This window comes from Phycisphaeraceae bacterium, assembly GCA_020639155.1.
Classification (GTDB): domain Bacteria; phylum Planctomycetota; class Phycisphaerae; order Phycisphaerales; family UBA1924; genus JACKHF01.
Map to the genome: position 1 here is coordinate 91,478 of JACKHF010000002.1, position 13,634 is coordinate 105,111.

13 protein-coding genes are annotated in these 13,634 nt (G+C 54.9%); 4 read left to right on the forward strand and 9 right to left on the reverse strand.

All coding sequences use genetic code 11. The annotated features are described in order from the left end of the window. Nucleotides 1–61: 61 nt before the first annotated feature. Nucleotides 62–2,560, reverse strand: coding sequence for a redoxin family protein (locus H6815_11020; GenBank protein ID MCB9860967.1), 2,499 nt, complete (start codon nt 2,558–2,560; stop codon nt 62–64). A 305-nt stretch (nt 2,561–2,865) separates the two neighbouring features. On the opposite strand from H6815_11020, the gene H6815_11025 reads away from it, so the two are divergent. Continuing rightward, nucleotides 2,866–3,819: a hypothetical protein gene (locus H6815_11025; protein MCB9860968.1), complete on the forward strand. Its 954-nt coding sequence runs from the start codon at nt 2,866–2,868 to the stop codon at nt 3,817–3,819. Nucleotide 3,820: 1 nt separating this feature from the next. After that, complete coding sequence (locus H6815_11030) at nt 3,821–4,486, forward strand: hypothetical protein (protein MCB9860969.1); 666 nt, start codon at nt 3,821–3,823, stop codon at nt 4,484–4,486. On the opposite strand, the gene H6815_11035 is transcribed toward H6815_11030, so the two are convergent. Further along, nucleotides 4,477–5,334, reverse strand: a complete 858-nt coding sequence (locus H6815_11035; GenBank protein ID MCB9860970.1) for a hypothetical protein — start codon at nt 5,332–5,334, stop codon at nt 4,477–4,479. The genes H6815_11030 and H6815_11035 overlap by 10 nt on opposite strands. A gap of 178 nt (nt 5,335–5,512) precedes the next feature. Between H6815_11035 and H6815_11040 the strand changes: the two genes are divergently transcribed. Next, nucleotides 5,513–6,841: a type II secretion system protein GspG gene (locus H6815_11040; protein MCB9860971.1), complete on the forward strand. Its 1,329-nt coding sequence runs from the start codon at nt 5,513–5,515 to the stop codon at nt 6,839–6,841. Between the two features lie 19 nt (nt 6,842–6,860). On the opposite strand, the gene H6815_11045 is transcribed toward H6815_11040, so the two are convergent. After that, nucleotides 6,861–7,829, reverse strand: a complete 969-nt coding sequence (locus H6815_11045) for a hypothetical protein (protein MCB9860972.1) — start codon at nt 7,827–7,829, stop codon at nt 6,861–6,863. A 23-nt stretch (nt 7,830–7,852) separates the two neighbouring features. Next, a complete protein-coding gene (locus H6815_11050) occupies nt 7,853–9,358 on the reverse strand; it encodes a PD40 domain-containing protein (GenBank protein ID MCB9860973.1) in 1,506 nt (501 codons plus the stop codon). Between the two features lie 94 nt (nt 9,359–9,452). Here H6815_11050 and H6815_11055 point away from each other — a divergent pair, with 94 nt between their 5' ends. Further along, nucleotides 9,453–10,184, forward strand: a complete 732-nt coding sequence (locus tag H6815_11055; GenBank protein MCB9860974.1) for an RluA family pseudouridine synthase — start codon at nt 9,453–9,455, stop codon at nt 10,182–10,184. On the opposite strand, the gene H6815_11060 is transcribed toward H6815_11055, so the two are convergent. From H6815_11060 to H6815_11080, 5 genes are all read right to left on the reverse strand, one after another. After that, nucleotides 10,177–10,725: a hypothetical protein gene (locus H6815_11060; protein ID MCB9860975.1), complete on the reverse strand. Its 549-nt coding sequence runs from the start codon at nt 10,723–10,725 to the stop codon at nt 10,177–10,179. The two genes, H6815_11055 and H6815_11060, sit on opposite strands and share 8 nt — an antisense overlap. Nucleotides 10,726–10,733: 8 nt before the next feature. Continuing rightward, on the reverse strand, nt 10,734–10,970 hold the full coding sequence (gene rpsR, locus H6815_11065; protein ID MCB9860976.1) for a 30S ribosomal protein S18: 237 nt from the start codon (nt 10,968–10,970) through the stop codon (nt 10,734–10,736). A gap of 160 nt (nt 10,971–11,130) precedes the next feature. Continuing rightward, on the reverse strand, nt 11,131–11,718 hold the full coding sequence (locus tag H6815_11070) for a DoxX family protein (GenBank protein MCB9860977.1): 588 nt from the start codon (nt 11,716–11,718) through the stop codon (nt 11,131–11,133). A gap of 29 nt (nt 11,719–11,747) precedes the next feature. Next, nucleotides 11,748–12,446: a hypothetical protein gene (locus H6815_11075; protein ID MCB9860978.1), complete on the reverse strand. Its 699-nt coding sequence runs from the start codon at nt 12,444–12,446 to the stop codon at nt 11,748–11,750. Then, complete coding sequence (locus H6815_11080) at nt 12,443–13,630, reverse strand: DUF1573 domain-containing protein (protein MCB9860979.1); 1,188 nt, start codon at nt 13,628–13,630, stop codon at nt 12,443–12,445. The genes H6815_11075 and H6815_11080 overlap by 4 nt, the downstream gene beginning before the upstream one ends. Between the last annotated feature and the right edge of the window lie 4 nt (nt 13,631–13,634).

Consider the following 13,634-nt stretch of genomic DNA (forward strand, 5'->3'; position numbering starts at 1 on the left):
GAAAAAACCGCCCAGCACACACATGCCAGGCGGGTAGATTTCGGACGTATGCATCACGTCATTACATATTCTCGCGATAGAAGCGGATGCGGCCTTCGAGCTCCTCTTCGAACGTGCCGCCACGTGCGAACGAGCACGCGCGCTCCTGAATGCGGAGCGCACGAACCTTGTCACCCATGTCCCAGTAGACCTTCGCGAGTGTGTCCAGTGCTGCTGGATTTGTGTTGTCGGTCGCTTTGCATGCGAACTGTGCAGCACGGAGCGCAAGATCCAGATCCTGTTTCTCTGGCATTGCTTCGGGATCAACGATTGTCCACGCAATCATGTTTGTTGCGAGCCAGCTCTCATTGATTGTTGTGCCGAGCACAGCGTTGCCCAGTGCGTAGGCATCAGAGTAGTTCTTGTCTTCCATCATCGCGATGAACTTCTGCTGCGCGAGTGTGCCAGCCACTGTTGCATCCTGCTGTGCAAGTTTGACGATGGCATCAATGCCCTGCTTCGTTTCGCCAGCAGTGAAGAGTTTGTTGATGTCTCCGGTGCTGAGCCCTTCCTTGCCGCGTGCTTCTTCAGCGGCCTTTGCCTTTGCAGCAGCTTCTGCACGTTCGGCAGCGGCTTTCTTTGCAGTTTCTTGTGATTCCTTGAAGTCGTTGCTTGCTTTCTTAATGTCCCATGTGCCATCAACGATTGCTTCGAGGGGTTTGTCCATCTGAGCAGGGTGTCCGACCCACGCGATACGGCTGTCACCATCGACGATAAAAGCGGTTGGGATGGAGTTACGTCCCGCTGCTTTCATCCAGTTTGTTGCCATAAGACCGTTGCGAAGATTGTCTTTGTCGTGCTTTTCTTCGATTGCCACGGTGTACTGCATGAGCTCATTGCCGCGCTTTTCCATGAACGGCGCGACAGCCTTTGGGTCCTCGTAGGCATTTACACCAATCACACGCACACCCTTGTCGGCAAAGTTCTTTTGAATCTCGGAAACGTGCGGCATGCCAGCGATACACGGGCCGCACCATGTTGCCCAGAACTCGACCACATACACACGACCGGATTCAAACCCTGTGATCGGATCACCCTTCACAAACTCGGCAAGATGAAGCTCCGGTGCCTTGTCGCCGACAGCGAGGGTGTCGGGGTCGCTGAGCTTGGGGGTCTGTTCCTTCTGCTGAGGCTTTTCTTCAGCTTTCTTCTCTTGTTTATCATCATTCTTCGCAGCTTCCTCAGCGGCCTTTTTTGCACGCTCTTCGGTCGCCTTCTTGCGATCCTCTGCGCGTTTGATACGCGCAGCTTCAAACTCCTGCTTTGCAGTATCAATATTCCATTCCCCAGCAACGATCTGCTTCAGTGGCTCGTCGATGCGGGTGGGATGTCCGATCCACGCGATGGTGCCAGTGCCGTCGATGATAAACGAACTTGGGATGCCGGTCTGGCCCGCAGCATTCATCCAGTTCTTTGCCATCAAGCCGCGACGGATGTCATCGGGATTGTCCTTTGTTTCGATTGCGACGGTGTACTCCATCATGGAATCGCCCGAAGGTTTGCCGTCTCGCTCCTTCATGAACGGCTCAACGTTCTTTGGATCGTCCCAGATGTTCACACCCATGACGTGGACACCCTTCTCCTTGTATTCCTTCTGCACTTCGGACAGATGGGGCATGCCGGAAATGCACGGGCCACACCATGTCGCCCAGAACTCGACGACATGCACACGACCGGACTCAAAGCCTGTGATCGGTTCGCCCTTTACAAACTCAGCGAGATGAAGCTCTGGCGCTTTGTCACCAACAGTGAGTGTCCAGCCGTACTCGTCAGGATCCGCTTTCTTTGTTTCTTTCTTTGCAGTGTCAACTGCAGCGACAATCTTGGCTGGTTTTACAGCTTCAGGATCCTTGACAACCGGCTTTGCTTCTTCCTTTGACTTAACAGCGATATGAGCCTCGGTGCTGCCAGCGGGTTCGTCATCGCTGCCGACTGTCACAATTGTGCCGCCAGTCGTGCCGGAATCAGTAAATGTCTCATCACCATCAACTGCAGAACGAAGCTCATCGAAGAACCGCTGATGATGCGGGTTTCCAATCCAGACAACATTTTCATTGCGATCAACGATAAAGGCGACTGGAGCGCTGGGGCGTCCTGCAGCCCACGCCCACTCATCGAATGCTTCACGATCAGCATCGCATCCAACGGGGAACTTGATGTTGGTTTTTTCGCAGTTTGCAAAGGCTTCGACGGATGCTTCAGGATTCTTCGCGCACTCCATCGACGCGATACCGACAACGTTCACGCCGAGTTCTTCCTGTGCACGGTTCAGAAGTGGAATCGCTCGCTGGCTGACCGAAGAGTTTGACTTGAGGAACGCAACAACCGTGACCTTGTCGGAAGAGAATGCTGGTGAGTTATCACAATGGAACCATTTGCTTGCTGAGAGATCAGGTGCACGATCACCAATATGCAGATCATTCATACCCAGTGCGGAGGATGCAGCCAGAGCAGAACCCGCGACTGCACAGAGTTTCAGACTGCTAAGACGGTGTGTCCGATTGATGGTCTTGCGTGACATAATCTGCTCCGTGAAAATCGTGGTGTGATGTGGTGCGTGGCGGATTGGAACGCTCTCCTCAACAGAGCGCCCAGCACATCGCGCACATAGGATACACGATGTACAGCCTTTGTTGGCTGTTTCTTTGCTGTTTTGACAGTTGGAAGCAGGAATTTGTGCTGAATCTGAATCTGCTGGGTGGTCTCAGGACAGAAGCAGGTCACTTTGGATGGAACGAACGAGTCTCATTGTGAGTTCGTACTGTGTTGATGTCGGAACAGTTGCCCGAGGCGATCCGTAATGGTTCGTACTATGATCGGGTTCATATGGTTGGCTCTCTTGAACAATCCCGATCGCACACCATTGTGCTTGCGCTACTTGCGAGCGTTCTGCTGCATGCTTCCATGGTTCTGATAGCGTTCCGGGTTCCAGCGAGTCTGGTGGTCTCCTCGGATATTCCCGAGATCGCCCACAACACCCAACTCGTCAAACTCGGTGAGGCCAAGCCCTCTCCAATCAAGGTGACATGGCTGGGCGCTACCGAGGAGAGCGAGCATCAGGTAACGAAGTCGTCGACAACACAAATGGAACAGGACATCGGGGGCGAGCTTTCAGAGTCTGTTGAGGTAGAGCAATCACAAGCAGAACTGGTGCAGCAAGCAAAGCCGATCGACATTCGGTTGACCGTGTCCGCTCAGGCATTGGCAGAGGAACTGGCAAAGACGACCGATGTCATGACATCGCTTGCTGAGCGGCTCGCGCTGGCTGTCACAAAGCAACTGGCAACAGCTCAGGAACAACTCGAACAGCAGCGCAACCAAGCTGAGAAGGAGCAGGCGCAACGGGAACGTGAGCAGCAACAGCGGGAAGACGCCGAACGCACCGCACTGGTTCAGCAGGCAAACCCCCCTTCCGGGAATGAGGGGCCGGGGAACGGTTCTCGTGAGTCGGACGCATCCAGCGAGAATGAACCACTCCGATGGGAACCCGGAAAACCGTTGAGCGCCGAAGGTGTCCGAATAACAACGTACAAGCCGAAGTTCACGACAACAACACTCCTGTCAACAAGCCCCTCAAACCCCATCGTTGATATCACGTTCGGAAGCAATGGGGAGGTTGTGCGCAGAGGTGTGAGGTTCGTCGGTCGGGGGACTGGATACCCCGATGTGGATCGACCGCTCATTGAGGCGATGTACCTCTGGAAAGCGACAGGCCGAAAGATAGATGAACTCCGTGAAACGGAAACCCTGTCGATAAAGATTCTGGTTATTCTGAGGTGAGATGTCCATTCCTGCTTTGACATCAAGTCAGCCAGTGTTGTCGTGCATCGCGTGCACGATTTTGGCCTACTCGTGTGCTGCACAGGTGGGTACTCCAAAGACGGTGCCACAGGGTCTTGGCGATATCTCGCCGATTGATGCACCGCTGTATGTCGATCTCTCCGTTGATCTTCGTCAGGAGGATAACTGGTCGAAGGTGTATCGTGGCATCCGCATTGATGCGTTCGGACGCAAGATTCCATTTCTTGCGAGAAAATCCGGTGCTGTGACGGCGGTCTTTGATCAGTCAGAATACGCGCTACTGCAGCAGGAAGATCAATCGTATGTGATGGCGCTGCCACCGCTGGATACCACGTATTACCTTGGCGATCTGCCTGACAACATGACAATCGATACGTCCGGATCGTGGCTCGGATGGTACGAGATGTCGAAGTCCGAACGGCAACTCTCACCAATGACGCAGGAGCGGCGCGTTGTGCCTGTGCCACGTGATCCGTGGGCTGAAGTGAAGGCAACTGAAGCTGCTGCAGAACAGAGCGCTGATCGCCCGGTGTATGAAGTGCCGGTTCGAGGCTATATGTCCGATCCTGCGTATCGGCAGGAACGTTTGAACCAGCTTATTGATCGTGCAGCACGTGCAGAACAGAACTTTCTGCATCACTCATGACGCGGTGGGAGTGTTGGTTTGATCGAGATCGGCGTCTCACCTCGCAGTCGCAGCGCAAGGTCTGTAATCACCCTGCCATCCCAGACGATCTGGAAGTGCGATGCGATTATCCACCCGCTCACCCAGTAAGGCAGGTGCCCCTGAGGGTACGTTCTTCGTGATCCAACAATCTTGTCCTCAAGAACAGCGTAGCAGACGAGTTCGTACTCGTTTCGCTTGAGCGCTTCATCAAGATAGGTGAGCAGCTTTGAACCGCGGGTCATGTCGCGAACCGCGGATGATGTTGTACCGAAATCTGCGAGTACTGCGCCAGTGTGTGGCGATGCAAGCGTGTAAAGCGTATGGATACGAAGTCGCTTTCGTTGATTGCAACGGCATGTTGAGCCGCAGGAGCATGGCATCGGATCTGTTGCTGCCAGCCGGGCGACGATACCTCCCATCGAGTATCCGATGACATCGACCTCGGTTGTCCAGTTTGGATCGCTGCTCGGCCAGTGTTTCTCAACGTTTTTCACAGCACGCTCAGCTAGATCGGGGATCGATGTCGCAAACGGGTAGGACATCACAAGGATCTGGTCATCTGGAATGTGGGCAAGCGCCTGGAGACGCACCCCAAGCACATCGGCAGCGATCCATGGCGATCGATACCCGCTCAGAATGACCAGCGGTCGAGGTCGATCAACGTGCTCCTGCTCCATCCGGAGCATTTCTTCCCTGACCAGTTCACGGGTTGCAGGAAAGTCCGGATTCCAGTATGGCACGGTGATACAACCCTGCAGAGCACCAAAGCACAGCACGAGCAGCGGAACGCGAAGAGATCGGACAGCGTGGTGGAATACCCATTTCAACAAGTTGCTCCAAACTCAGCACTTTGTTATCAGGAACATCGGGTGTATCGCAACTTGCTTGCGCAGTGTACTGTTTGTGGGATCCGATGCATCCAACCGATGTGAAACGAAACCCACGCAATCTCGAATCGTATGGCTGGCAGACCGCAAACCAGCAGTGCAGTGTGGAGGACATGTGATGACAGACAGCATTGAAACACCCACAACACTCCTACATCGCACCGGACGCTTCGGCAGGCGCATGATCGCGTGGGCGACCGCAGCGGGCTTTGCGTTGATTGCTGGTTCTGCCTTTGCGCAGTCTGATGCGCAGAAGACCGACGATCAGACTCCTGATATTGCGCCATTCATGCAGGTTGTGGATGATCCGACATCTGTTACCATGCAGATGGCTGTCAGAACTCTGGTTCCTGCAGATGGTCAGGGTCCGACAATTACATTATTTGCAGCGATCCACATCGGCGATCGGTCTTTTTACGACGCCATACAGCAGATGCTTGATGCGAAGGACCTTGTCCTCTTCGAGGGTGTTCGACCGACTGGCGCTGGCTACATCGCGCACGAAAAGGACATGACCGAGCGCGATCGCAACGAGTTCACAGAAAGACGCATGAAGTTCCTCGGTTCTTCTGTTGTGACATACAAGGCATCTCACCGCGCATATCCAGAGACACTCAACGAGCTTTCTGAAGGTGTTGATGAGCGTATCGGGCGTGTTATTGCAGGCATCGGTGAGGATGCCTGGGGCCATCAACTTGTGTATGAAAGAGATCTGGAGACAGGCACGTTCGAGCTGCGCAGTGCTGGCTCCGATGGTGAGCTTCACAACAACGATGACATCGTGATCGATCCAGCGTCTGATGGTGTCTACGCGATGGAGACAGATACAGAAGGCATCCAGACGATTCTGGCTGAGAGCCTCGGGCTTGTGTTCCAGCTTGATGCGATGGATGAGTCCGGGCCGAACTGGCGCAACTCTGATCTATCGATTGATCAGGTGATGGAACGTCTTGATGAGGCTGGCGTGACAAGCTTCGAGCTCATGGACACACTCCAGGGTAACACGATCGGCACGAAGATCGCTGGGTTTTTCCTGAAGCTGATCGGCAAGAGCAAGACCATGCGCGAGACCGCAAAGCTTGCTCTCGTTGAAATGCTTGGGAGCGCAGAAGATCTGCTCGGCGCACTTCCCGGCGAGATGGGCACGCTGATGCAGGTAATCCTCGAACAGCGCAACGACGTATTGCTTGCTGATGTTGCACATGTGATTGAGCACGAGCCAGAGGTGAAAAATCTCGGCATTATCTACGGTGCGGGCCATCTTCGTGACGTGCAGGCACGGCTTGAGACCGAGTTCGGTTACGTCCACAAGAGCGACGAGTGGGTCGATGCGATGTCGGTTGATCTCAAGGCACTTGGTATGACGCAGAAGCAAGCCCAGTCCATGCGGACCATGCTTCGCAGGCAGATCAATGCACAAATGAAGATGCTTGAGCGCCAGCGTTAATGCCAATGTGTCCCTGAGCTCAGAGCCAGCCGAGTCTTGTCAGATCCTCAACAGGCTCAGCGAACGAGCACGAACCAAACGACATGCACAGACGCTCACGCGCGTGGGCAATCTGTTCGACCGAGATGGTTCGATCCCGCCACGATGCGATATTGTCATCAAACGAGAACGCACTTGCGTCGGTCTCGTTGAGGATCTGCATGTAGACATCCGGTTCCAGTCTCAGTGCGTGAAGCATCGCCGCGCCGAGGAACAGATTCACAAACCCGTGCATCGTGCCGCAAGGCGGGTTGTCCTCGTATGTGAGCCTGTACTCCGCACGGATCGGATGATGTAGTCCGGCGGTTGCTTTGAACGGCACATTTGCCAGTGCGCACGCAGAGACAAACGCCGCGACAGCTTCTGAGGTTGGAAATGCATCTGGTGTGACACCGCCCGTGCGGATCTTGGCAGCGCTCTCGGTGCCCGCAAGCGCTGCGATCAGACCTCGCGGATCCTGCCTCCAGTTGATCTCAAAGAACGGGTACACATCATCGGGGATCGTGTCGATCAGGTCATCGATGTCTGCTGAACTGTCAAGTTTCGTCTCAAGTGAATCGATAATGGCAAGCCCGTGCTGCTCGATCGAGTGCTTCTCGTTGAATGCGTTGATCGTTCTGACGCACTCGTCAATAGGTAGATCACCAACAAGCGTGATGCGCCACGGCTCACCTATGTCAGCATGCTCACGGTAACCGCTGGTGGCGTATGTTCCCGGCATGAGTGCGGCGCCGTGCGAATCAAGATGGTCAATCTTTGACGCGGGCCAGACAAGACGACCCTGCATGAAGGCGTGGGTACCCATGCGATCGCGCGCAAAGTTCTCGACCGTGGTTTGGGGATCGAGCTTTGCTGGCGGAAACATGCCAGCATAGTCAACAATGCCAGCGACAAGTGCCTGCATTGATGCTGAAACGGACGATGGGACGTGTGCCTGAGCTGATTCCATGCAGTATCATACACGCACAGAGACTACTTTGAGTCACGCTCCTGGTGGTATGAATGAGAGGCTGTTGCAGGCTTGCCCTCATCTGCATCAGGCGTGAACGCCTTTGACGACAGCAATCTACCGTCACGTGCAAGGACAAAGCGCCACGACTGCTGATCCGACGAACTCATCGGTGGTGCAGCCTCGATAACCCATCCGAGATCGTTCCACTGTGCGTCGAAAGTTGCTTCCACCGCCCATGTTGCCTGCATCTCAAGTGCTGCTGTTGCAACGCGCAATGCGTCTGCTTCTGAGATAAACCGGAACAAGCGTTCAGTTGTGAGTGATGGATTCACGTCAGCAATCCACATCTGGCTCGATGGCTTCTGCTCACTGCCAACGCGCTCACCCCGTTGCGCTGTCCACATCATGTACCTGCCATCCGGGCTGAAGACGGGCAGCACATCCGCGCCGTTCGCATACGTGATTCGCACACGATCAACATCGGAGACACGCTGGCCTGATGAGAGCTTCTCAGCATCAAAGCGAACTGCAACAACCTCGTAGTTAAAATGCCCAACCTCGCTGGACGCGTAGACCATGTACTCGCCTGACGGATGCCAGTATGGTGCCCAGTTGACGTTCGGACCGTCGGTCAACTGGTATTCCGCGCTTGTCCCAACAATTGCACCGGTGTCGTTATAGACAAGATCAGAGACATACACCTGCAGCATGTCGTTGCCGCGACGATCAGATCGGTAACAGATGCGTTTCCCGTCCGGCGAAAAGAAGGGCCCGCCGTCGTACCCTGGTGCGCTGACAAGCAAGCGATGTTCGTTCTGCTGCGTGTCGTACACCCAGATATCAAGGTCGTGCTTGCCGATCAGTTCGCTGCGTTCCTCGTTCATCTGCGCATAAAGGATGTGCCTGCCGTCCTTCGACCAGCTTGCCTCCGCGGTATATCCGGGAAGCACAAAGCGAGCACGGGCTGGCTCGCGCAGCGTGCCGTCGGATGCCATCGTTGCGGTGACGATGTCCATCTCTTCAGGGAATGCCCACGCGTATCGGCTACCATCTTTCTGGTACCCTGCCTTGCCGTTGAATACTGGTGGCACGATTGTTGATGCGAAGAGCACCTTGTTGTGCTCGATTGGATGGAACCAGCCGCACGTGTTTGATGAGCCTGGCTCAGACAGTCTGCGGATGTTGTTGAGCCCTGTGATGACTCCCTCAGCGTCATGGCTGAAGTTGGCAACGTACATGGAGTAGTGCTTGTCAGGTTCTGTGCCCGGTGCAGGCACAGGGATCGCCTGAAAGATCACCCGCTCCATGTTCGGCGAGAAGTACGCTTCGCCAGCTTTCATAAACTGTGCTGCAGAAGTAAGTTGCGTGTGATTTGTCAGGAGCGGCGCCTCAAGTGAGTGCCAATCGAGTGGAGGTTGTCCTGGGGCGCCAGAGATATCATTATGCTGGCCGGTTGCATTGCTGGCGACAAGCAGGGATGCAATGACTGATACAGCAAACGGCGTGCATTGGAAGGCACGATTCATATGATGGACCCCTCCTGTGACGAAAGACCGACCTTGTGAGACGATCAAAGCCGTCTCAGCCGATGTGTATTTCGGGTGAGGATAGGCGTGTCCAATGAAAAGTCGTATTGAGACCATGTCTCAACAAGAAAATAGTGGATATTCCTGTCGTCTTTGGTCACAGACTGACAGCTGGGTTGTCGTTGAGAAACCGGTTGGGATCCCAACCGGCACAAGCGCTCGACTCGATGACACATCAACCGTCGTGGGGCAGGTTCGAGAGATGATCCCTCCCTCCACGGGGCCAATGGTGGTGCATCGGCTTGATCGTGAAACATCGGGTCTGGTCGTGGTTGCGCTCGATCCGCATACGCATGCAAACCTTTCAAAGCAGTTTCGTGATCGTCTCGTATACAAGCGATACAGCGCGATTGTGCTCGGTACTCCGTTTGAGCAATCAGGTGCGGTGAGACTGCCGATTGCAGACATGCGGGATGTGATCGATACCGAACCGGAAGGTGACGAGCATGTAAAGCGCGTTGTACATCGTGCTGGAAAGCCCGCTACAACGTTCTGGCGAACAGCTCCGTGTAACTGCACGAGTGATGATCTTTCTGTCCATACACATATTGCGCTTTATCCAATCACGGGAAGAACCCATCAGCTCCGCGTGCATTGTGCAACGGGTTGGGTATCCGGTGGGATTGGATGTCCGATTGTGGGTGATCCGCTCTATGGAAGGTCCGGGCAGGGGCATCGCATGATGCTGCACGCGAGCGCACTCTCGTTTATCGATCCAGCAACAGATGAACGCGTGTGCTTTGAGTCAGAGCCACCATTCAGATGACTCTGATTGGCGGGGACTGATTGTGCGTTATGTTGCACGCAACAAGGGCGGCGTGGAACTCACGTGCATCATGCTCGGTAAATGCGTGGGAGTCATAGCTGTCTGCGTCAAGGACACCGATGCAGGTGCCGTCTGCCTCAAGAACTGGTATGACAAGTTCTGCCTTGTCTCTTGGATCACAGGCGATGTATCCCTTGCCAAGATGCGCTACATCCGTTACGACAAGCGTCTGTGCTGCTGCCCATGACTGCCCGCACGCACCTTGCAAACCAATGGGTGAGCATGCAGGTTTGTTGCGGCGATGTGTCAGCAGCATCTCAGACGTGTCATTGCTGATGACATAGAACCCGATCCATGAGATGTTACGCCCTGTCCCCAGCTGATCATTACCAAAGCAGTTCCATGCTGCATCGCAGAACAGTCGCATGCGTTCATCGTGCGACGCGCCAGCAGCGATCTTTGCAAGCTCTGATCGGAACATTGAAAAATCCCGAGCGGACGATGTCGTCTGCGCGGGATCAGTATCGCCTGTGGTTGTCATGGCAGAGTTTAGAGTGTTGCTGAGGTGTAGGGAAGCAGACCCATGTACCGGGCACGCTTGACAGCCTGTGCAATCTGGCGCTGCTCCTTGGCTGTTGCGCCGAGACGCTTGCGCCCGTAGATCTTGCCGTTGGGGCTCATCATGCGACGGAGTGCGTCAACATCCTTCCAGTCGCAGTATGCCTTGCCAGCACCGCTGGTCTTAAGGAAACGGGTGGGCTGGCCAACCGGGCTGAAACGCTGCATCTTGCTCATATCGAAAACACTCCGATCCGTCGTGGACTGTGGTCTCCGGGGATTGGTGTCGGGACGACCGGCACCTGCCAGAGACGACGGGCCGCAATGCTAGGGCCTTGGGCACGTAGGCTCAAGTTGTGTGGAGCAGCGGACGGGTTCTGGGCCTTTCTCAGACCTTCTCGACGGGCTTGCCGACCGGCTTTGCCTGTGAAGCGTGCTTGGACCGGCGCTTGGACCGGTTGATAACCCCGTCGAATGCGACAGCACCAGGGCCGAACAGGAACAGGATGCCAGCAACAGCTGTCAGGACGCCATTTCTGATGATTTGGCACCTGCCATCGGTGATTCGAGCTTCGCACGGGAAGTTGATCTTCCCAAAGCATCCACACTCGACGTGCTCACCACTCTGGACAACCTGCACGATTGCCCAGATAAATGTTCCGAGGAGTGCCATGAGCAGGAACGCAGATGCTCGCGTGCGGAGTCCGAGTATCAGCAGTGCGCCGCAGATCGCTTCGGTCCACGGGATCGCGTACGTGAGAATCGGGATCATGTGGTCGGGGACAATGTCGAACGCCTTGATGGACGTTGCAAAGTCATTGACCGGCGTGATCACCGCTGTGTTTTTTACATTCGGGTCAGCAAGGTTTGGTATGACATCGGGTCCAAGCTTCTGGTATGCAGCGAAAAGAAACACACCACCAAGCGCGAGGCGAAGCACAAGCAGGAGATATGACATTGGACCGTTGTTTCTCACGCAGACAGACTCCGGGGTTCGCTGATTGTTTATTGCACGGGGTATCCTGCGGCTTTCCACGCTGGGAAACCATCAACCATGATCTTCAGGTTCGGGAATGAGGAAACCAACTTTTCTCTGACAATCACCGATTCGTCACATTCGCCGCCAGAGCAGTAAATCACTGCGATCTGCTCTGGATCGCCCTGCAGGAATGTGAGCACGTCTCCAAAGTCGCCGCTTGTGACATTCTGGACCGTCAGACGGAACGCACCAGCAACAGAACCCTCGTTGAAGAGCTCTGTGTGACGAGTGTCGATAAACAGAGCACCTTCCTCATACAACTTGTATGCTGCTTCAAGTGAGATGCCGCCTTCGACACTTGCTGGGTCGACTTTGACGGTTGGAGTGTTGGCAGGATTTGTTACCGGTATCTGTGGGTCAACCTTGGGGGTTTCTGTGTTGGTTTGTTCCGATGTAGCAGGGTTTGTTGTGGAGGGGTCGGTTCCCTGCTCTGTGGGAGAGCCAGTATGCTCAGGAGGTGTCTGGTTCTCTGCTTCGGTTTCTGTTTCGATATTCTGGGTGTTGTTGTCTGGCTGTTCAACGAGAACAGCTGTTGGCTTTACTTTCACGGGGCGCGACATCAGGTTTGCCGCACTGACAATAAACACTACACCGATGATCGCAAGCACAGTCACAACGAACGAAACAACGTGACCAGGACGGGTTGAATGTGACGTACATTTCACTTGTTCTCTCCCGTTTGTGGTCCTACGGGTCCGGTTTCCACCGGCTTACGTTCCGGGATGGCGATGTTGCCGAAGTACGAAACTTCAATCGGTGGTTCGCCAGGCAAGTCTGTCACAACCAGCACCTTGCCGCGAACGGGCCCTGGACGCGATGTCGGGAATGGCATCGAGATATCGATACCCTTTGGAGTTTCCTCGGTGTCAGCGGGCGATGTCGAGAACGCAAGCGGTCTGCGGGATGTACCGTCGAGCACAGCCTTGATACCAAAGGCTTTTCCTTCGGGGTGGAAGACAACAACAGACTTTGTGAGATCAGATCCCAACTCAATGTTGTTGCCAAGGCGGATTGACTTTGTGTTGGCGCGGAGATCGCCGAGTACATCACCCTCGAACGGGATGGAGAGCAGCCAGCGTGACTCATCGTTCGTGCGAATGACAATGGACCCCCGCACATGACGGGCCTGAGCGCCGCCGGTGTAACGCAGGATCAATGCCTGATTCCACGCCTCACCAAACTCGGTGTTGATGCGGGTGCGATCACCAACCGTGACATGAAAGTCAGGTTGGCCAGTGACACTCGCGCGTTCCACCGCGAATGGAACTTCCTTGTCCGGGATGTCCGTGCTGATGATGTTGACCGTCCATTCACTCTCGCTGATACGCTCAAGTTGTCCAACGGAGAGTGCGACAGGATCAAGCGAGACCACCGGCTGAACGAATGCCTTCACGGGCAGTTCGATCTTCGGCCTAGAGGGATCATTCGTCATGATCGTAACGGTTTGTGTGTTGTCGCCGGACTTACCGAGCGGATTGAACTTGATTCTGATTGTCGAGCCTTCGCCGGGCTGATAGATCGCACCATCAATCGGTGACCCCTTCTTTGATGGCATTGTGATGCCGTCGATCTCGGGTTCGGTGCAGCCGCACGTTGATGTGACTGAGAGAATCCGCAAGGGCGCGGTGCCGTTGTTCTTGAACACGAACGATGCGGACTGGTGTTCTGTGTCAAGTATGCGTCCAAAGTCGAACCCGGTTTCGGATTCAAACTCAATGTGCGGCAGCGGTGTTGGCGCTGGCGTCTCGTCTGACTGCGCAATCGCAGCGTGCGGTGTCAGCAGAAGTGTGGTAGCGCAGCACACACCAAGGACGAGTGGCGCGGCTGCACGATGCAAGCGTACATTCATGAGT